The organism is Neoaquamicrobium sediminum (assembly GCF_013240295.1).
GTDB classification, from domain to species: Bacteria; Pseudomonadota; Alphaproteobacteria; order Rhizobiales; family Rhizobiaceae; genus Aerobium; species Aerobium sediminum.
Genome location: NZ_JABETK010000003.1, coordinates 607,285 through 627,317 on the forward strand (window position 1 = coordinate 607,285; position 20,033 = coordinate 627,317).

Here is a 20,033-nt window from a genome sequence, read left to right on the forward strand (position 1 = left end):
TGGGGATGATCAGCCCGAGACGGTTGTGCAAGATCGGGCGATCGCTGCTTCCTTGCCATGCATGGTGGCGAGCACGGCGTGCCGTCCGGCATAGGGTGCACACGGGTGAACGGTGGCTACTGAAAGACGCCTGGTGATTGGAGCCGCGTTTTCATGGGCTTGTCTGAAAACTCGAGGTTTTTCCTCTGCTTCTTTCCACGTCAGATTACCAGCGTAACGCCAGGCCATTCGACCATCTTCATCGAGCGCAAAGAGGTGCAGCCAACGATTGTCGAACAGTGCCCGGACCTCCGAGTGACGCTCGAGGATGTCGGCGATCGCCTCGCGCGGCGCCTCGATCACGACAGAGAGCCGCAGCGGCTCATGTACCAGCTGCTCCCCGTCATAAACGGATTGCCAGGGCAGCCCGGCGCGTAAGATACCGCCATTGCCTTCGACCACGCCAACGCCGCCGGTGACATTATGCAGTAGCTTGTTGCCGGCACCGAAGAGTCCGGGCGCGACGGTCGAGCCGTAATATTGCAGGCTGATCCAGCTCGCTACGATGACCGGCGCGGTCAGGATCAGTTCCAGCACGCCGAAGCCCCCGTCCCGCCGCCAGTCATAGTCGTGCAGGAAGGCGCTGCCGGCCAGATCGCGGCCCGAGGTGCGCCACCGCGGTGCGGCGACGAAGGCCTTGCAGCCGGCGAGGGCCCATTCGGGCCGCAGTTCGGCCCAGTCGCGGGCGCGACGGGCGATGTCAGCTTGCGACTCGGCGCGGGGCAGGCGCCTCGCCCGTTCCGCGCGGACAAGCCCACCCGCGGCCTGGAGCCAGCCTCTGGCCCTTGCCAAGTCTATGGCGTGGTCCGCCGACGGATGATCGGCGCTGTAGATCATGACGTTGTCGGTCGTCGTGTCGTGGTGGGCGGCGAGGAACAGCGTGTCCTCGGGAACCACGATGCCGCGCCCGATGAGGCCGGCGCGGACGTCAGGCTCATTGAGAAGCGAGGCGAGCAGCCGGGCATTGACCTCGCCCGAATAGCCGCCGCAGGCTCCGCAATGCAGCGTGGTGGCATGCGGATTGTTGACGACGTTGGCGCCGTGACCAGCGATCAGCACCAGCCGGGCGAAGCCCTCGGTGAGCGACATGGCCATGAGCACGTTCTCCGCCATCGCGATCCGCTGCTCAGGTCCGATTTCCTCGGTCGGCGCGGCGCCGGATCGTTCGGAGCGGCGGTGCGGGTGAGCCCTAGCGCATCGCGCAGGAGCTTGCCGACATAGACCGGCCCCGCCGCCTCGACGAACGCGAAAGATGAGATGGCAGCGAGCCTAAAGCGGCCCCAGGCACGTTTCGCGCGCGACGCAATCCTTGCCGCCCGATCGGCGCGCCCGGTCTGAGGCGTCGGCTCTCCAGAGCACGTGAAGAGAGCGGGCTGGAGCAGCACGGGCAGGCGTGCTTCCACCACGTCCGAGCCGAAACGGCGGTGAGCTATCCCCATGCCGAAGAAGCCGGCGAAACCCAAGGTGCTGATGCCGGAATCCAGGGTTTCCAGCGCCCGGCGAAAGACCTCAGAGCGCACGTCGATGCAGAAGGCTATTTGCATCGCGGGTCGCGACGAAGCCGGCGCGGCAGGCCGCGCTTCAGCTAAAAGGGCCCGCAGCCGCCGCTGGGCCGCGCGCTCAGTAGCCTCCTGGAGGATCGCGTCGATATGATCCTCCGCGCTAGCGGCAATCGGTTCGGCATGGGCAATCACGGTCTCGCGCCATCGCGATCCGATGTCCTGTTGGTAGCGGCGCAGCAGTGCTGCGTCCCACACGAGGCGAATGGTGAGGAGTTCGGTCACCGTTCCGTCCGTTCCACCTGTCAGTTCGGCCTGCCAGAGGCGGTAGCGCGCGAGCTGCCCCCAGCCGCCGAGCCCTGTCAGCAAACGGTGGAAGCAGCTTTCCAGAGCCGCCTCGGAAAGACCGAGCAATTGGACCGCGTCAATGAAGGCAGCTTCGGCGGTTTCGGGTGTGTCCGCGACGGTTTTGGCGAAGTTGGCAAGGCCAAGAATTTCCGGGGTCAGGTCGTGCATGGCGACGGTGCGCCAGGACGAATAGGCGCCGCGTCCTTCCGCTGCGGCCCAGAGCGCCTGGCCCTGATCGAAATAGCCTGCCGCCCAGTGGCTGATCCGCTCATCGACCACGGCCTGCCAGTCGATGCCGCTCGCCTCACCCGCCAACTCGGCGACAGTGGGCAGCGCTCGCGCCGGTGGCGCCTCGACGCGCATGGCCTGCTTCAGCGCGGCGAACGTCTGCGGGCGCTGCGATGCAGGCGCTGCCTCGAGCGCTTCCGCAAGGTCCTTGTCGATAAGTTCGCCACCATGGTGGCGCTCCAGATACCAGCGGCGCGGCATGGTTAGCGGGATACCTGCCGCCCGCCGCAGACGCGCCGCGGTTACGGCCAGCGGTTCGCCCGTCTGGCCGAGAAACGGATTGACCGCGACGCTTGAGGCCAGCGGCCAAAGCGGCGGGATGGCGCGCGTCGCGTCGTGCGCCGCCGCGACGATTGCTTCGCGGCCGGGAACTTGGGGCTTGGGGGCAGTCATCAGCATGGTACTCTACCTGGTCTGTGAGCGTCACGAAGGCTTGCGGACGGCCCAACCGCCCAGCATGCGATCGAGCATCGCGTTGACATAAAGCCCGTTGGTAAGATGGACCCGCAGGCCCGCAGCCGCCGGATGGCCCGCCCAGAGCGGGAATAGCGCTTGCGCGACTGCAACCAGGCCGAAAGTCAGAACAGCGAGCGCCATCAAGGTCCATTCGAGCCGGCCCGGTGCGGGCGTCGCGGGCAGCACGCCGGCCGTCAGCCACTCGGCTGCCGTCTGGAGGGCGAAGTAGCCGAGTGCGGCTGTAGTCGCATAAATTGCCGTCCTCGTCGTCAGGGCGTGGGGTGCTGCGTCCGCCAGCCCCTGGGCCAGCAGATAGGCAACGCCGAAGATGAGGATGGCACCGAGCGCGAGAGCCTGCGGCGACTTGTGCTCGAACCCGAACCCGAGACCAAAGGCGGCGCCAATCGCGCCATAAATCGCCAGTGCAATGAGAAAGGCGCGGGCGACGGCGCTGCCATCGGGAATTGCGACCGGACCCGAGCGGCGGATGGAGGCGACCTGCTCTACGGCGCCGCCCGAGGCTAGGAATGCGTGCGCCTTGTAGAGCGAGTGGGCGACGATGTGGAGCAGTGCCAGCGGGAACAGCGCCAGCCCGCATTGCAGGATCATGAACCCCATTTGCGCAACGGTGGACCAGGCGAGCGAGGTCTTTACCGCGGACTGCGTCAACATGACGAGCGCGCCGAAGAGAGCCGTGAAGCCGCCGATAATCGCCAGCACCGCCAGCACACCAGGCGCGAACAGCATGACGTCGGCGAAGCGGATGAGGAGGAAGCCGCCCGCATTGATCACACCGGCATGGAGCAACGCCGAAACGGGCGTCGGCGCCTCCATCACCTCGGTCAGCCAGCCATGGGTCGGGAACTGTGCTGATTTGAGGAGCGCTGCGATCGCCAGCAATCCCGCTGCGGCCGACGCATGCCAGGGGAGGTCGCCCGATCTCGCCATGGCGTTGATCGAAGCAATGTCAGTGGTGCCGAGGCCCGTGCTCATCAGCAGAACCGACCCGGCCAGAAAAAGGGCGCTCAGGACCGCGAAGAGCTGCTTCTTGCGCGCGGCGCGCCGTGCCCCGATGCGCTCGGGATAAAAAAGCAGCAGACGATGAAGCGCAAAGCTCGTCGCGATCCACGCACCGAGCAGCTGGACGAGATTGCCGGCCTGGACGAGGAGCAGGACTGCGGCGAGTGCCGCGCACATCCAGCCCGTGAAGGCGCCCTGCCTAGCCTCGCCGTCGAGATAGTTATGCGAATAGCGCAGGACGATCCAGCCGACGAAGGAGACCAGCAGCAGCATCGTCACGCTCACCGCGTCGAGCCGCGCGGAGAGGCCCATACCAGCCCAACCGATCAGCGCGCTATCGCCCGGGCCCTGCAGCAACAGGAGAAGCAGCGACCCGGCCGCGATGGCGAGAGCCAACATGGCGGACCCCTCGGCCATGGCCACTACGTTCGGCGGCCTTCGACCCTGGCGAAAAGACGCGAACAGAGCAGCGAGGAAAAGCAAAAGCGGTGCGGCGAGCGGAAGCATATTGATTGACAAGACAGTCTCCCGAGGAGCGGTAGTGACCTCCTGCTGCTAGCCGAGCCACCGTCCGAAATAAAATGCATTGTTCGCTCAAATCCGTTCGGTATTATCGAACGTCATGGCAGCGCTTAATTATCACCACCTGCGATACTTCCGGGCCGTCGCGCATGACGGCAACCTCACGCGTACGGCCGAGCGCTTAAACCTCACCCAGTCGGCCCTTTCGGTGCAGATTCGCAAACTGGAAGAGCAACTCGGCCACGCGCTCTTCGACCGGCGCGGGCGACAACTTCATCTGACCGAAGCCGGCCGCATCGCGCTTGACCACGCCGATGTGATCTTCGCGACCGGGGAGGAGCTGCTCGGCACGCTTCGCGAGACCGGTACGGCGCGCCGGGCCCTACGGGTCGGGGCGCTCGCCACCTTGTCGCGCAACTTCCAGATGGAGTTTCTGCGGCCCGTTCTGGGCCGGACCGACATCGAGCTCGTCTTGCGCTCCGGCGGCGCCGCTGAATTGTTGCGCGCTCTGGAAACACTGAACCTCGACGTCGTCCTGATCAACCAGGCGCCCGCGCGCGATATGCTCACGTCCTTCGTGGCCCGCAGGATCGCAGAACAGCCGGTCGGCATCGTCGGCACACCGGATCGGTTTCATGGCAGAGCTGGCCTCGTTGACCTCTTGCGCGACCATCCCGTCATAGTGCCGACGCTGGAGAGCAGCGTGCGCGCCGGCTTTGATGCTGTTGCCGATCGCCTAGCGGTGCGCCCGCAGATCGTCGCGGAAGTCGAGGACATGGCGATGATGCGGCTTCTGGCCCGCGAAGATGTTGGCCTTGCTGTCCTGCCGCCCATCGTCGTCAAGGATGAGCTGGCGGCCGGCCTCCTCGTCGAGGGCGATGAGCCGTTAGGGATCACGGAGACCTTCTTCGCTGTGACGATGGAACGTCGCTTTCCCAACCCGGCTTTGCGAACGCTCCTGCACGGCTCGACGTAGAAGCGATTGGAGGGGTACCCGACGCCCAGCGCCCGTGCCGCATCATCGCGCGTTAGGCCAGTTCCTCAAAATGCCCCACCCGACCTCATCAAGCGACTGATTTGCGCCCGCCGGCATGCACCCACTTCGCAGGAGGGGCGCCGGACTGTGGCCCTCGCGTTCCTGAGAGAGGCTTTCATATGACTGCCGGCACGCGAAACCTTTCACCATTTCGGACGATCGGCCGAACCTTGCCTAAGCCGTAACTGGACATTCGCGCTCGTTTCCAGAGACGCCACTGCAGCGCCCTCGCGCATATGCAAGCACTTGCCTCTGGCCTCACTGCTGGATTTTTGATAGTGAAGCACTCCAACCCTCAACCGTATCCGAAAGCACCAGCACGGCTCCCACCGTTACAGGCTTTCATTCTTTGCGACCCAAGGTGGCGATGATGGCGAAGCCTTATATCTCGTTGCGGCCGGAAATAACCCGAACACACGCACTCGCCCTGATGGACTGGATGGAAAATGAACGCGTCACCCGCTACCTGAGTGACTCAAGTAGCGTGTCGCGGTTCATCGCCCAAGCCGTCGATCGAGCGCAGCTGCCTATTTTGACGCATTTATTCAATCAGGGCGGCCGCTTTTTCATGGCCTACGATCGAAACGATATTCCGGTCGGATTCGTACGGCTAGTCAAGAGTGGCCCTGAGTGTGAGATCGTTGTGGTCGTCGGAGACCACGACAACTGGGGACGCGGGCTTGGCTGGAGCGCCATCCGGGAGGGTTTGAAGCTAGCCTTTCTTGACATGCGGGCAGAATGCGTCATCGCCAAAATTCATCCCAACAACGCGCGCTCGCTGAAGGGCTTTGAGCGCTGCGGCTTTCTCCCGAAACTGCGAACGCCAACGCTCACTCATTTGGCCATGACCGCTGACCGGTATCTCCAATTGCTGCGCGAAGGCGCCATGACCGATTCTTCCCGGATCTGCGTCACCGAGATCGACAAGGCAAGGCTACAGAGACTGATTGAGGTCGAGGAAGAGGCCCAACAAGTGGATCTCAAACACGAGATCGAGCGAGCGATTATCGTTGAGCCTGAGCATGTCGCGCGCGATGTCGTGACGATGAACTCGAGAGTCGTGCTGAACGTGGACGACACGCAACAGGAAGTAACTCTTGTTTATCCGCACGACGCCGACGACCCTCTCGAAAGCTATCGATCCTCTCCGAGGTCGGCACCGCGATTCTGGGGTATCAGGAAGGCGATTCCATCGACTGGTTGGTGGCAGAACGCACCAGACGCATTTGCATCGAGGAGGTGGTCTACCAGCCGGAAGCGTTTGGGGACCTTGAGCTCTAGTCGTACGATGACTTTCGAGATCGAGTCGGCGTAGTACACAACCTGTTAAAACGGATCGCAGTTTCAGTGGCGGACGAACTATGGATGCCGCTGATGATCGGATGACCCGGGTCCGTCAGCAGGCTGAGTACTGACTCAGATCTGGCATGGAGACGTAACTCTCATTGCGCCGATTAACACGCGTAGTGATGTTCGGCTTTTGAACGATGGCGCCGGTGGTAAGTTTTCGCCCGTTTGGCAGGCCGCTCGGGGTCGATTGACTTCCATCGGCATATGGCCGACAGATGCCTGATGCGCATCAATCTTCGCATAGTCCTCAACGCAAAGGGCTTCAGCCAACCCGGCTGAAGGCCTGGTGCTACTAACTGCGCAAGCAAGAGCGGCACCAGGTTAAGCCCAGTTCCCAGTTTTGACATGCCGCCATCGCTGAGCGAGCGCCCTGTGCGCTCGCGATGCTGCGTCATGGGTTCAGAGGACAACCGCTATGAATTTCAGCTACAGCTACACATTCCCCATCGCCGGACCAAACAAGATCCCTCGCTTCAAAAAGTGGGCCGCAGAGCATGCACCCGAAATCGAGGTAAGCTTGCCGCCTCAGGTTCCGGTCGTAAGCGGTCAGCCGATGGCGTCAGGGCTGAAGTTCCAGGGCATGAGGGCTTCGATTTCGGTGGCCGGCCATGCTTGAGCGATGCGGCTTAAGGTCTGGGTGAGCCAGGCAAGCGGATCGACGCCGTTCATTTTGCAGGTCTGAAGAAGCGTGGCCAGTGTTGCCCAGGTTCGTCCACCCCCTCGCTACCGGCGAACAGGCTATTCTTTCGCGTAATTGTCTGGGGCCTGATTGCGCGTTCGACAATGTTGGAGTCGATCTCGATACGGCCATCGGTCAGGAACCACTCCAGCGCCTCGCGCCGGGAGAGCGCATAGCGGATGGCCTCAGCGGTTTTGGATTTTCCGGAGATTTTGCGCAGTTCCTTCTCCCACAGGCCGAAGAGGCCGGTGACGATGGCCGCGGACTTTGCCTGCCGCAGCGCCACTCTGGTTTCGGCATTCTGGCCGCGAACCTCATCCTCGACCTTCCACAGCGCGCTCATGGCGACGACCGTATCGGTCGCGGCCTGCGAGACGCCGCTGATGTGCAGATCGTAGAACTTTCGCCTCAGATGCGCCCAGCACCCGGCGAGCTGGATCGCCTGATTGCTGCCAAGCCTGGCCCGCGCCTTGGCGAGGCTCGTATAGGCAGTATAGCCATCCACCTGAAGGACGCCGCTAAAACCGGTGAGATGGCGCGCCACGCATTCCGCACCACGACTGTCCTCGAAGCGATAGGCGACCATTGGCGGGCTGGTTCCGCCATAGGGGCGATCGTCGCGTGCGTAAGCCCAGAGCCAGGCCGTCATGGCCTTGCCGGAGCCGGGTACAAGGGTCGGCAATGTCGTTTCGTCGGCGAAGACCCTTTCGCCCTCCTTGACCAGTTCCAGGATGTAATCGGCGCATATCTGAAGCTCGAAGCCCAGATGCCCCATCCATTGAGCCATCTGGTTCCGGCTGATCTCGACGCCATCGCGCAGATAGATCGCCTCCTGCCGGTAGAGCGGCAGGCCGTCGGCATATTTGGAGACGGCGATATAGGCGAGCAGTTGCTCCGTCGGCAGACCGCATTCGATGATATGCGCCGGCGCCAGCGCCTGGACCACACCATCATGCCCACGGAAGGCGTATTTGGGGCGGCGCGTGACAATGACCCGGAACTTCGGCGGCACGACGTCGAGCCGCTCGGAGCGATCCTCGCCGATCAGAATCTTTTCAAGGCCCGCGCATTCGGCAGGGATTTCCGGCTCGATGACCTCCTCGATGCGTTCGAGGTGAGCGGCAAAGCCTTTCCGAGGACGCGGCGCGCGTTTCGGCTTGTTGCCGGCAGCGCGGTCGAGCTCGCTCTGGATCGCCGCAAGCCCCGTCTCCACCTCCTCGAAGGCGAAGGCCACCTGCTCGTCATCGGCGGCAAGCCGCAACCGCTCCGACCGCGTGCCATGTTGCGCGCGCTGCAGGACATTCATGATCGTCGTCAGGTTGGCGATCCGTTCGTTGGCCGCCGCCTCGACCGCCTTCAGCCGGGCGATCTCCGCCTTCGCTGCGTCCAACTGAGCTGCACTCCCACGCGCAATTTCAGCGTGTTCTCGCGCCATTACCTGGATCATCGCCTTCAGCGCGTCGATGTCGTCCGGCAGTTCGGCAACGGATAAAACCATAGAGGGAGTAGAGCACAAAACGCCCGATTTTCCAATGGGTTCAGCCGATTTTGAGCGGCCATCCGAGAGGCGATTTCACCCCGTCAGCAGCGGGCGTTTGATCCGCGCAGGACGGATCTTCTTCCAGTCCAGACCGGCCAGAAGCGCCATCAGTTGCGAATGGTCCAGACGCAGCCGCGCCGCCGATACGCCCGGCCAGCAGAAGCTGTTTTCCTCCAAAACCTTCGCATAGAGGCACACCCCGCTGCCATCCCACCACACGATGCGAACCCGGTCCGCCCGCTTCGATCGGAACACATGAAGCGCCCCGGAAAACGGGTCGAGACCACTATCCCTCACCAGCGCCATCAGGGACGCCGCTCCCTTGCGGAAGTCTACAGGCTGCGCCGACACGTAAACCACAACGCCCGACGCGATCATGCCTGGCGCACCGCCCGGATAATCCCGGCCAACCGATCCAGTGCAATATCCTCGCCGACCCGCACAACGACATCGCTCACCACAAGCTCCACCGCCGCGCTGGCGCCCGCGTCAAAGCGCGTGAACTTCACCGGATCGGTCGCCGAGCCACCACGCCCACACAAGGGCACCGCCAACGGCGCGATCGCCCCCGAGGACAGCGCCTTCCTCCGCCACGTATAGAGTTGGGACACGTCCAGCTCATAAGAGCGGGCGACCTCTGCTACCGTGCTTCCCGGCGAAAACGCCTCCGCGACCAGCCGCGCCTTCTCATCATCCGACCAATGGCGAGGCGTCCGACGCGATGACACCGCCGTTGCCGTCAAAACCTCGAAGGTCCGAACCTGACCCACCCTGTCGCTCATATGACTCTCCTCGTGATTCTCACCACGAAAATGAGCCTCAAACCGACAAACCGCTACGTGGGGTGGCTTACCCGCTTACTTCCGGTCAAGAGCAACGCCATGACTATCCGGGTGAAATCTCCGGAAGATCGGAACGTGCTGGTCGATCGGATGAAAAACATCGAGTTCTGAGCCATGATCGTCGCTCAACCTTGCCTATCTTGCGGGTGCACCATGGCAGTGGGGCCGCAGTGCTGGAGTTGCCGACAGCCGCTCACCAGCGCAAGTTCTGTTCCAGAACATCTGTTTGCCCCACCTACTGCGTGGCGGCGAGAGGTTGCGGCCGAAAAGCAGTTGCGATCATAACATTCGCGCGCCAGCCCGCTGACCAGTCGGTGGGCTGGCTGGCAAACGAGATCGGCAGCGGCAGGGAGCGCGGCAAGGACTGCGCTTTCCACCCGAACGGGAGGGCCGAATAAATTGAAATCTCAGGCCGACTTAGCCTGAAGTGCGCAGCTGGAAGACCTGGACGGCGCGGCCGAGCGCGTGCTGCTGCACGAGATAGACGACGCACCGCTACGGGATCGGAACGATCGTGAGCGCACCAACGTTGCGGAAACAGGGAGCGAATGATGCGCGAGCATACCGACAGGAAGTTCGACTGGGTTGCGGCGCTCGCATTCGGTTCGGGCGTAGCCGTGATGGTACCCAGCATGATCGCTCTGGCAGTCGCGTCGATGGCTGTGCTCGCTCTGCTGTTCTGAGAGAGCAGCAACACGCACAGCTGCCTCTGGATGCCCGGAATCGTCGAGCTGGTCATTGCATGAAGCGTAGTCGGCGCTATTGTGGGACTTGGAAACGCTTGAGTTCGTGCCGTGCCCACTTCTCGAATGGACAGGACATCATCGCGGACCCGCATCCGGTTCATGAACCACGCGGGCAGCCTTATCGCATGCATCTAGCCCTGGCGCGGCCGCAAGGCCGTCGACCGGGGGCCGGAAATCCAACCAAGTCAAAAATTCAGTTCTGATTTCCGGGTCCGCCCCCTGGCCCGGTGGAGATGCATGATGATCGACAGATGCCCCAGCCGCATGTGCGCGGCTTCCAAACTCGCCGTCCGCAGGAGGCGGACATGAGGGTTCTCATCGTAGGTAGCGGGGTCATCGGCGTGACCTCTGCGTGGTATCTGGCGCGCGCCGGACACGAAGTCACCGTCCTCGACCGACAGCCCGGTCCCGCACTGGAAACCAGCTACGCCAATGCTGGTGAGGTGTCGCCTGGCTATTCCTCACCGTGGGCGGGTCCCGGAGTGCCCCTAAAGGCGATCAAATGGCTCCTGATGAAGCACGGCCCTCTCGCCATCCGTCCACGGTTCGATCCGGCGATGTGGTCGTGGGTTTTGCAGATGCTCGCCAACTGCACGTCGCGGCGCTACGCCGTGAACAAGGCGCGCATGGTGCCGATCGCGGAGTACAGCCGTGACTGCCTTCGCGAGTTGAGGGCTACGACCGCCATCGAATACGACGAGCGATCGCAGGGTACCCTGCAACTGTTCCGCACCCAGAAGCAACTCGACGGAATCGTCGGCGACGTCGAGGTCCTCAAGCAGTTCGGGGTTGATTTCACTGTCCTTGCCCCATCGGGCTGTGTCGCTGCGGAACCTGCGCTGGCGCGCGTGACGGAGAAGTTCGTTGGCGGCCTGCGGCTTCCTGGCGACGAAACCGGAGACTGCCGCGTCTTTACCGAGAAGCTGGCGGCACTCGCATCAGCAGCGGTCGATTTTCGTTTTGGCGTCTCCGTCCAGGGACTCGTCCAAGAAGGCGGCAGGGTCACGGGCGTGCGAACAGCGGGCGGTCTGCTTACGGGGACGCCGTCGTCGTCGCTGCGGGAAGCTATTCTCCCCGACTGCTCGCCCCCGTCGGTGTGCATGTTCCTGTCTATCCGGTGAAAGGCTATTCGCTGACAATGCCCGTGACGGATGCCGCGGCCGCGCCTGTATCGACTGTGATGGACGAGACCTTCAAGATCGCTATCACCCGCCTGGGAGACCGCATCCGCGTTGGGGGTACTGCCGAGATATCTGGGTTCGATCTATCCTTGCCGCGTTCCCGCCGCGGGCCCCTCGAGCATTCGGTTACCGACCTGTTCCCCGGGGCGGGCGACGCTGCTGCCGCATCTTTCTGGTGTGGGTTGAGACCAATGACTCCAGACGGCCCGCCGATCATCGGCGCTACGTCCATCCCCGGGCTCTACGTCAACACCGGACATGGAACCCTCGGTTGGACGATGGCGTGCGGCTCGGGACGCGTTCTCGCGGACCTCATCTCGGACAGGGTTCCCGATATCGACCTATCGGACCTCAATCCCGGACGGTACCGCGCATGAGCGCGAAGGGAATGCGAGCAGGCGCAATCCTTACGATCGATCTTGAGGCGATCGTTTCCAACTGGCGGCTGCTGTCGAAACTGGCGAAGCCAGCTGAATGTGCCGCCGTGGTGAAGGCGGACGCCTATGGTCTCGGAGCGCCGGAGGTCGCGGCAGCGCTACAAGAGGCCGGGTGCAAGACCTTCTTCGTCGCGCATCTCGACGAAGGGCTCGTTCTTAGGAAGGCGATCGGTTTCAGCTCCCGCGTCTTCGTCCTCAACGGCACCCCTCCGGGGGCCGAGGACGAGTTCCTGCGATCGGTCCTGATTCCGGTCGTCAACACGGCAGGAGAACTCACTGCCTGGCGAAGTCGCGCCTGCGAGGCAGGACGCAGCATGCCAGTCGCGCTCCATCTAGACACGGGCATGGCCCGCCTCGGACTGTCTTCGGGCGACGTCGCCATGCTGGCAAGCGATCCCTCCCTCCTGGAGGGGCTTTCAGTGGAGCTGATCATGAGCCATCTTGCCTGCGCCGACGAGCCCACGCATCTCGCCAACCAACGGCAGCGGCGCGAGTTCGCCAAGCTCCGCTCGGTGTTTCCGAAGAAGGCTCGGTCCTCCTTCGCCAACTCGTCGGGCATTTTCCTTGGTCAGGAATTCCACGGTGACCTTGTGAGACCGGGTGCCGCCCTCTACGGGATCAACCCGGTTCCCGGGACGCCAAATCCAATGCGTCAAGTCGTCAGGCTGTCCGCGCGCGTCCTGCAGCTGCGGGACGTGCCCACGGGCACTCGCGTGGGTTACGGCCATACGTTCTGCGCCGACAGGCGCATGCGGCTCGCGACGCTTTCCATTGGCTACGCCGACGGCTGGCCGCGAACCGCAACAACCTCGGCGTTCTTCGGAGGAACGCGTCTCCCGTTTGCAGGACGCGTCTCGATGGACAGCATCGTGGTCGATGCGACCGACTGCGCCGATCTCCCCGGGGAAGGCAGCTTCGTTAACCTCTTATGTTCTGAGCAGACGGTCGATGACGTCGCCAGAAATGCAGGCACCATCGGCTACGAAATCCTCACCCGACTCGGGCGGCGCTTCAGCCGCGACTACGAGCCCACTACATGTTGCGGAGAAGCGTAGGCTCATCGAACAGTTCCTAGGGCGTCGTCATCTTGGTATCGTTCGTTCCTGGGTCGGCGTGGGCCTGTTTCTGGTGACAGGATCCTTCACGGCGAGGCCGAGAGCGCGACGCTTCATCGAGCGTGCCGCTAGCGACACGTTGACCGAAACCTTGCTGGTGTAGGACTCCGCATAGCTTTGTTTCGTGCCGCCCTCTGGTCCCTGACGCATCGTCGGGCACCGTTCGGCGAACCTGTCGGGCGCGGGCGGGAAGCGCCCGTCGGCCACTGTGCCGATCCATTCGAATGAATGGTCCGCAGGCTCGCGAAGTCGGGCCAGCAGTTCCAGATATTCCTCCTGGAGTGCTGGAGTATCAGCGCGCCTGCAGGCGGCCGACAGCCTGTGTAACTCGCATGCAAGCACATAGATAGACATCTCGGCGCGGCTTCCTCCAGTAGATGCGTCGGCCATCAGCCACGTCGAGGTACTCGTCAGCCGCCGCCACTGGGAGGGCTTCCGGGGCATGCGCCGCAAACAGCATGAACGGATCGGATTCCTGCAAGTCGGGATCCGTATCGACGGCGGAGGACCCATGTCGCGGGCGGAACTCCACGATCCTTAGCAGAGACGCGGACACTTGCCAGCATCCAACTGCGACCGCGGCCGCATCGGCGACTGCAAGCCCGGCGGCCGTATGGAGCGCGTGCGCCACTGCGAGCCTGATGCTTGCCTGCGGGCCGTGCCGTTGCTCGAGGGAAGCTGGCGCGGTCGACGGAGTACGGTAGGCCCACACTGAAACGATCTCGCGTACCACGTTCACGTCGCATTCCAACGCATCCGCGACGTTCTGGTCGGACATTGTTCCGTCTCGCCAGCGGGCCTGCTGGCTCGTTTCGAGGGCTGGCGCCATCTCCGGCGCTCCCAATATGTCGCCCCGACAGGCTGGCTGGAACCTGGCAGCGAGGAAGTGGGCGGACTCCATCGCGCTTCATTCAGCCGCCGGAGGCATTCAAGGACTTCATCCGCCGTCGCCGCGTTTCGAATGCTTTTAAGCGCTCCTGTGCACGCCAGTCGGCGGCAGGAGCGGGCGAGCGCGGGCGTGAACCACCCGACGTGTTCACCCGGCCAGATGGCCGCCAGCACGACATCGACGGGTTGCTCGTCCGATGCCCAGTGCTGGACCGGAGGGTCGAGGACCGCCAGGGCTGCCGCAGGCTCCGACAGGCTTTTCATCAGCGCGTGCGGAACTGCGATGCCATGACCGATACCGGTCGAGCCGAGCTTCTCGCGGTAGAGAAGCGCGGCTAGGATTGAATCCGCAGGCACGCCGCAGCGGGCAGACAATGTGTGTGCCAGAAGGCGCAGCAGTGAACGTTTGGCCCGTGCTGGCGCGCTCAAGACAATGTCCCGCCGATGCAGGAGGTCGAAAATATCCATGACGGACTCCGGCCTTGGCTGAAGCGCCGAGGCAACTGCCCAGCATTGCGGGCGGGAAAGTCGATGTGATTTGATTGGAGCCTGGCGGACCCGGACGCAGAGCCAGGGGGTCAGATGGCGTCCGGGTCAGCGTCCCGCTTTGAGCAGGCGCGCCCCTTTGGGGAGCATGAAGGCAGGCGCGGTCAGCATGCGCCGACCCTAGCCGTTCCTGCAGGCGAAGCAACCCCCGAGGGATCGCCTTGCACCGCATCGCGAGTGCGACCGAAAGCCGCTCCGTCCACTTGGAGGGCGGGCCCTGCGATCAGGGAAGAAAGAACAGCCGCAAGCCCAGGTTCGGCGACGCATTGCCTGGCTTCCTCAAGGTCCATCCATCTTCTTAGCAACTTCCTGTCCGAAGGCCAGTTAGTCAGCGTGCCCCAGACATGAAGTCCGAACACGTTGACCTCGCAGTACTCCGTGCGACCGCATGCAAGCTCGCGATGCATACTGTAGCGGCCGACGGGTTCCGGTCCGAGCCTTCCGGCAACGCCCGCGTCATGGAATGCCGCGCGTTCGGCGGACCGAAATCCCGTTCTTGCAGCCGCATGCGCCCCTTGCGGGATCGCCCATCGACCGTCCTTCCGCGCGCAAAGCAGGAGGACCTCCATCGTCCCTTCACTGCTCATGCGCCAGGGGAGAGCCGCGTAGGCTCTCGTTTGCAGTTCAGCGACAGCCGTCTGTTTCAAGGTCCTCGTCATGGCCGCACCGACGGCGCTGACGAAGGCACTGGGGACCCGATGCACGAATAGACATTGTTTCCAGAAGGCTGGACCATAGGCGACAGGCACCAAGGGCACCTGGCCGCGGACCGCGGAAGCGGACGGTTGCAGGGAAGGCAGATCAGCCGGACATGGGTGTTTCTCATTACACGCTCCATCGATGCGGCCCTCTCGGGCCGCAGGGGTAGACCGCAATGTCGTCGAGAGTTCCCGGAGCAGGCTTAGGTGCGGAATCCAAGGTTGGCGAACCTGCCCCGGGAGGGCACGCGTCCGTTCCCGGCAAGCCTCGACATCTTGATGAAAGTCTCCATGCACATGCGGCTTACATAGGCATTCGCCGTCAGCTTTCCGAGGCGACCTTATGTCGCCCGGGCATCTGACGTAGCTGGCAACGAAGGTTTGACTTCCCAGGTTCCCTGGCCAAGACGCAGTCGTGACCAAGCCATTCCACACCTCGCTTCCGTTCCGCAAGCAGCCCAAAAACGGCAGCTAGCCCTGGCTCGTGCAGCCTTAAGGGCGGCGGGCCAGGGATCCTTCCACGAGAGTTTTCAATTGCGCCGCGGGCTGCCATGCAGCCACGTGTGGCGGGCCGTAGGAAAGGAAGCCGTCATGGCAATGCGCAAGGGCAACAAGGAAGCCCGCAAGCCCAAGCAGAACAAGCAAAAGAAGGTCGGGACAGGGTCCGTCTCGGAACTGATGGCCAGGACTTCGATGCCCGGCAAGCGGCGATAGCGCTGAGCCTGCACGCGAACCTGCGTCTGCGTGCAGGCATCCTCTCGTTCGATCAGAGCGTCGCAAATGCGATGAGCAACAGGCCCAGCATGCCGGATGCAATGATTATCTTCGTCGTGGGGTCCAATTCGAAACATCGAAACTGAGTGGATGACAGTGCCCGTGAGACACCGCTACTTCTCGCTGAACAAGCCTTCGACCGCCCGCGGGATGTCGTTGCGCGTAAGACCGATGTCCCAGAGTTCCCTGTCGTCCATAGCCTGGAGCTGGTCCATCGCTCTTTGCCGCTGCCAGCGGCGCAGGCCGCGGAGGAGCAGTCTTCCGAATGCGGATCGAGGTCGGCGGTTGTCGTGTTCGAACATGGTGTTCTCCAAGTGATTGGGCGCACGCCGCTTGACCGACGGTCACGGCGTTAAGCGATGTCAGCCGCGCGCATCCGCTCGCGCTCGAGAGAAGCGCAAGACGGCGCGTGTCTAAGTAGTGGATTACGTCCCCGGGAGAGCTGGCTTGTCGCCAGCTCTCCCGGGGTCAGTGCCGGATCAGCAATGATCCTGACCGCGACCATAGGCAGTGCCCGAGCGACGGGCGCGCCAACGTACCCGCCCACCGTGGCTGCTGCCATCATGAGGGCCGCCTGTGGCCATGCGACGATGCCGGCCGCTGCAAAGGTCGCGACGGAAATGGCCGAAAGCACGGAGGACAGGGCGTTCTTCAAGCCGTTCATCACGTTGATGTCGCGCATGCCCCAGAGCGAGAACAGCGCCAGAAGGACGATCCCAAGACCCCCGTTGAAATAGCCCCCATAGATGGAGACAAGGACCGTGCCGAATGGTCCTTCCGCCTTGCCGGAACCGTGGCGGCTGGCCCAGGCCTGGATGCGAGGGCCGAAGGCAAACGCAAACGTGGCCAGCGCCAGCAAGAAGGGTACGACGAGCGAGAAAGCCTCGTTGGACGACACCAGGAGCAACAGCGACCCGCCAAGCCCCCCGATCGACGTAAAGGCAACGATCTTGAGGAGCCGCATGCTGTCGAACGCGGCGATCTCCTTGCGGAAACCAAACGCCCCGAGAAGATAGCCAGGAAACACGGCGACGGCCCAGGTCGCGTTCACGGCCACGGGAGGCACGCCTGCGTAGACGAGAGCTGGGAAAGTCGGGAACGTGCCGCCGCCTGCGACCGTGTTCAGCATTCCGGCGAAGAAGGCTGCCGCGGCGAGGATAAGGTATTCAGTCATGCGTTTCTCCTGCACCGCAGCACGCGCTCAGGCGGCCGAAGGGCCGGGATCGTCGAAACCGCAAGCGCCCACCGGCGCAAGACGGGGCTGATCGTGGAGCGCGCCTCGGATCACCCGCAGCGACGGCTTACCCGAAGGTAAAGCGCTCATCCGCTCCATGGCTTCCTTGTCGCGTCTTGCAGCCTCCGGCTGGTAGAGCACTTCGTGGAGCACGATACGCTCTTCAGCACCGTCAACGTCGGCCAAGACGAACTCTGAGCCTTCGCAGAGGCCGAGCAGCGCCAGTCCACGAGGCCTGGTGATCGGCAGGAACATGCCGATTGGGGTCGTCACTTTGTCGTACGAGATTACGCGTGTGTCGGGATCGCGTCCGTTGACGCTGAATGTCACCCTGCTGCTGAGCGTGGCGACATTGACGGGGATGTCTTCGCGAAACATCACGGTCGCTGCTTCGATCTTCCGCTTCAGTATGGGCGCAAGCGGATCGTCCTGGCCGAGGCAGCGGTCACGCATCACTTCCACGATCGTGAAGTCCTTTGTCGTGAGGAAACAGGTTTCTCTTGTCATCGCAGTTCTCCATCGCTCCGCACGGAGCGCATACATTATGGCGCACTGGAGATCCCCTGGCCGCGGCATGCGGCGCAGGGGCTACGATCCTGCGATAAGGCAGCCTCCGAAAAGCGAGAGGCGGCACGGCGGCCTGATTTCAGTCATAACGCGGCCGGCAGATCCGCCGACGAGGCTGCCGCCGTATTCCGGGATGCAGGTGCCTCGACAGATTCCACTCTCAGCCGATGAGTGCGGCCGTCACGCGCGGTCCAGTCGATCGACTGTCCGGCGGCGAGACCGACCAGCGCCACGCCGATCGGCGTGAGGATCGAGATCCTGCCCTCGGCGATGTCGGCCTCGCCCGGGAATACAAGGGTAACGCTTCGGTCCTCGCCGAGGTCGCTGGTGAAGCGGAGGGTGGAGCCCATGCGCACAACGTCCGCAGCGACGCGACTGTCGGCGACCACCTTCGCGCGTTCGAGTTCGATAAGGAGTTCTTCCGCGACCGCGCGATTCCGTCCGACATAGGATTCGGCCAGCCGCCAGAGTCGCTCGCTGTCGGTGCGGGTTACGGTGATCGTAGGCTTTCGGTTCTTCTTCATTGTGTGAGCCATGGCTCGGCCCTCTCGTGGCTGCCGCCTGCGCGCCGTAAGCGTCGCCGGGTGATGTTATGTCTGGAGTTGTTGCCGCTTTCGATGCCGATGACCGCGGTTGCGGAAATCAGCCTATGCCCCGCGGCCGGGGCGCGACGCGACCTGGCCGGGGGTTAGATGCCCGCGATGGGGCAAACCCTGGAGAACGTAAGAAGTCGGCGCTCGGTCTTGTACATGGCCCAGAGGTGGGCCTTTGCAGCAGGAAAGTCAAGCTTTGGAGGGGCGCGGCGGCAATACCCGGAAAGCGCCAGCGACGTGACGCTTTAGGGCGGGCCGCAAGCCTTTGGAATGCCTATGCTCATTCTTCGACGTATCGACTCGGAACTCAGCATCGTGTGGCAACGACTCCGCTCTTTCGGCGCCCTGCTTCTGGGAACCTTCCTGATGATGGTCGGGACGGGTCTAGGTAACATGCTCGTTCCTCTCAGAGCGTCCGCCGAGGGCTGGTCTTCAACCGCTATTGCGTGGATCGGAACGGCCTATGCCGTGGCCTTTACCGCTGGATGTATCCTAACGCCGCTCTTCGTCAGGCGCGTCGGCCACATCAGGGTGTTTGCTGTCCTGCAGACTCTGCTTGCTGCTTCGCTGCTTCTCCTCGCCCTCGTACCTCACCCCGTCGCCTGGGCCCTCTTCCGGGCCTTGGGCGGGGTAACGCTAGTGGGCGGCTACATGGTGATCGAAAGCTGGTTGAACGAACGCGTCGACAACGCCAATAGGGGCACCGTCTTCGCGGCGTACATGATCGTGTCTATGGCGGGCGTGGCAGTCGGACAGTTCATTCTGCCGCTTGGCAACATCATGACCGGTACATTGTTCATGGTCGGCGCGCTCGCGTTCGGAGCGGCTCTGCTTCCGGTGGCCCTTTCGGTCGCGCCTTCGCCCCAACCGCTAACACAGGTAACGATCAACGCCCGTGCTCTGTTCAGAAAATCCCCGGCTGCCGTCGTCGGTTCGTTCCTGGCGGGGGTGATCTTCGGCAACTGGAGCTATTTTGGACCATTGTACGGTCAGGCGGCGGGGCTATCCGAGGTGGGCATTGCCACCATGCTGACCGCCGCGATGGTCGGTGGTGTTGTCTTCCAGATACCGTTCGGCTGGCTTTCGGACCGGGTCGACAGGCGCTACGTCATGGCACTCGCTGGCGCGCTAGGCGCCGTGATCTCCGCCTGCATGGTGATGATTGCCCCGACCGACCCTGCAGCGATCATAGTCGGCGTGTTCGCGCTCGGCTCGGTCCTTTTCACGATCTACGCCTTGAACGTCGCCCACGCCAACGACCAGGCCAGCGCGGACGAATTCCTGCAAGTGTCGGGCGGGCTGCTGATCGTCTATGGCATCGGCAACATGGTCGGACCTCAGCTTGGAGGCCGACTGATGGACGGAATGGGACCCAACGGGTTTTTCGTCGCGATGGGCAGCGTTTATGCGGTCTATGGTCTTTATGCACTCTGGAGATCGATGCGCTCGCGGGCGCTCGATCCCTCAGAGCGCGATGACTTTCGCGTCATGCCGCCGCTGCCTGCGCCGACTCCAGAGTCGCTGGCTCTCGACGTGAGAACGACGGACGCGACGCCGGATCCTTTCCTTACAGACCCATATCATCGCGATGATACTGCGATCGATAAGGGGACTGAGGTAGGTTAGTCATCGTAT

At 63.2% G+C, this 20,033-nt stretch carries 15 protein-coding genes and 3 pseudogenes; 7 read left to right on the top strand and 11 right to left on the bottom strand.

From position 1 onward, the window contains the following. Nucleotides 1-174: 174 nt before the first annotated feature. Both HK436_RS25620 and HK436_RS25625 read right to left on the bottom strand, forming a co-directional pair. Nucleotides 175-2,573, bottom strand: a pseudogene (locus tag HK436_RS25620) (YbcC family protein); the annotation flags it as partial. Nucleotides 2,574-2,597: 24 nt separating this feature from the next. Further along, a complete protein-coding gene (locus tag HK436_RS25625; RefSeq protein WP_173194476.1) occupies nucleotides 2,598-4,169 on the bottom strand; it encodes a proton-conducting transporter transmembrane domain-containing protein in 1,572 nt (523 codons plus the stop codon). 103 nt (nucleotides 4,170-4,272) lie between these two features. Here HK436_RS25625 and HK436_RS25630 point away from each other — a divergent pair, with 103 nt between their 5' ends. Next, nucleotides 4,273-5,148: a LysR family transcriptional regulator gene (locus tag HK436_RS25630; RefSeq protein ID WP_173194477.1), complete on the top strand. Its 876-nt coding sequence runs from the start codon at nucleotides 4,273-4,275 to the stop codon at nucleotides 5,146-5,148. Nucleotides 5,149-5,575: 427 nt separating this feature from the next. Next, a complete protein-coding gene (locus HK436_RS25635) occupies nucleotides 5,576-6,523 on the top strand; it encodes a bifunctional GNAT family N-acetyltransferase/nucleoside diphosphate kinase regulator (RefSeq protein ID WP_206680575.1) in 948 nt (315 codons plus the stop codon). Nucleotides 6,524-7,104: 581 nt separating this feature from the next. Here HK436_RS25635 and tnpC read toward each other — a convergent pair. The 3 genes and pseudogenes from tnpC to HK436_RS25650 form a co-directional block, all read right to left on the bottom strand. After that, nucleotides 7,105-8,735 (bottom strand): annotated as a pseudogene (tnpC, locus tag HK436_RS25640) (IS66 family transposase). A gap of 75 nt (nucleotides 8,736-8,810) precedes the next feature. Next, nucleotides 8,811-9,155: an IS66 family insertion sequence element accessory protein TnpB gene (gene tnpB, locus HK436_RS25645; RefSeq protein WP_173194478.1), complete on the bottom strand. Its 345-nt coding sequence runs from the start codon at nucleotides 9,153-9,155 to the stop codon at nucleotides 8,811-8,813. Then, nucleotides 9,152-9,559, bottom strand: coding sequence for a transposase (locus HK436_RS25650; RefSeq protein WP_173194479.1), 408 nt, complete (start codon nucleotides 9,557-9,559; stop codon nucleotides 9,152-9,154). The genes tnpB and HK436_RS25650 overlap by 4 nt, the downstream gene beginning before the upstream one ends. 608 nt (nucleotides 9,560-10,167) lie before the next feature. On the opposite strand from HK436_RS25650, the gene HK436_RS32565 reads away from it, so the two are divergent. The 3 genes and pseudogenes from HK436_RS32565 (at nucleotide 10,168) to alr (ending at nucleotide 13,038) form a co-directional block, all read left to right on the top strand. Continuing rightward, nucleotides 10,168-10,302, top strand: a complete 135-nt coding sequence (locus HK436_RS32565; protein WP_280515807.1) for a hypothetical protein — start codon at nucleotides 10,168-10,170, stop codon at nucleotides 10,300-10,302. 368 nt (nucleotides 10,303-10,670) lie between these two features. Beyond that, nucleotides 10,671-11,923: pseudogene (locus tag HK436_RS25655) on the top strand (D-amino acid dehydrogenase). Next, nucleotides 11,920-13,038, top strand: coding sequence for an alanine racemase (gene alr / locus HK436_RS25660; protein WP_173194480.1), 1,119 nt, complete (start codon nucleotides 11,920-11,922; stop codon nucleotides 13,036-13,038). The pseudogene HK436_RS25655 and the gene alr overlap by 4 nt, the downstream one beginning before the upstream one ends. 27 nt (nucleotides 13,039-13,065) lie before the next feature. On the opposite strand, the gene HK436_RS25665 is transcribed toward alr, so the two are convergent. Then, entirely contained in the window at nucleotides 13,066-13,452 is a 387-nt protein-coding gene (locus HK436_RS25665) for a hypothetical protein (protein ID WP_173194481.1), read from the bottom strand. Between the two features lie 381 nt (nucleotides 13,453-13,833). Beyond that, complete coding sequence (locus tag HK436_RS33825; RefSeq protein ID WP_173194482.1) at nucleotides 13,834-14,454, bottom strand: PTS sugar transporter subunit IIA; 621 nt, start codon at nucleotides 14,452-14,454, stop codon at nucleotides 13,834-13,836. A gap of 1,367 nt (nucleotides 14,455-15,821) precedes the next feature. Between HK436_RS33825 and HK436_RS32570 the strand changes: the two genes are divergently transcribed. Further along, a complete protein-coding gene (locus HK436_RS32570; RefSeq protein ID WP_280515833.1) occupies nucleotides 15,822-15,944 on the top strand; it encodes a hypothetical protein in 123 nt (40 codons plus the stop codon). A gap of 173 nt (nucleotides 15,945-16,117) precedes the next feature. Here HK436_RS32570 and HK436_RS25675 read toward each other — a convergent pair whose 3' ends face one another. The 4 genes from HK436_RS25675 to rnk all read right to left on the bottom strand — a co-directional run bounded on the left by HK436_RS25675 (nucleotide 16,118) and on the right by rnk (nucleotide 18,329). Next, entirely contained in the window at nucleotides 16,118-16,306 is a 189-nt protein-coding gene (locus HK436_RS25675) for a YjiS-like domain-containing protein (protein ID WP_173194483.1), read from the bottom strand. Nucleotides 16,307-16,356: 50 nt separating this feature from the next. Then, nucleotides 16,357-17,178, bottom strand: a complete 822-nt coding sequence (locus HK436_RS25680) for a sulfite exporter TauE/SafE family protein (RefSeq protein WP_173194484.1) — start codon at nucleotides 17,176-17,178, stop codon at nucleotides 16,357-16,359. Nucleotides 17,179-17,205: 27 nt separating this feature from the next. Continuing rightward, nucleotides 17,206-17,745 carry a GreA/GreB family elongation factor gene (locus tag HK436_RS25685; protein WP_173194485.1) on the bottom strand — a complete coding sequence of 180 codons (540 nt, stop codon included), beginning with the start codon at nucleotides 17,743-17,745 and terminating at the stop codon, nucleotides 17,206-17,208. Nucleotides 17,746-17,888: 143 nt separating this feature from the next. Then, a complete protein-coding gene (rnk, locus tag HK436_RS25690; protein WP_244649403.1) occupies nucleotides 17,889-18,329 on the bottom strand; it encodes a nucleoside diphosphate kinase regulator in 441 nt (146 codons plus the stop codon). A gap of 345 nt (nucleotides 18,330-18,674) precedes the next feature. On the opposite strand from rnk, the gene HK436_RS25695 reads away from it, so the two are divergent. After that, the gene (locus HK436_RS25695; RefSeq protein WP_173194487.1) at nucleotides 18,675-20,024 is read left to right on the top strand and encodes an MFS transporter; all 1,350 of its coding nucleotides are present in this window, start codon (nucleotides 18,675-18,677) and stop codon (nucleotides 20,022-20,024) included. The last annotated feature ends 9 nt before the right edge of the window (nucleotides 20,025-20,033 follow it).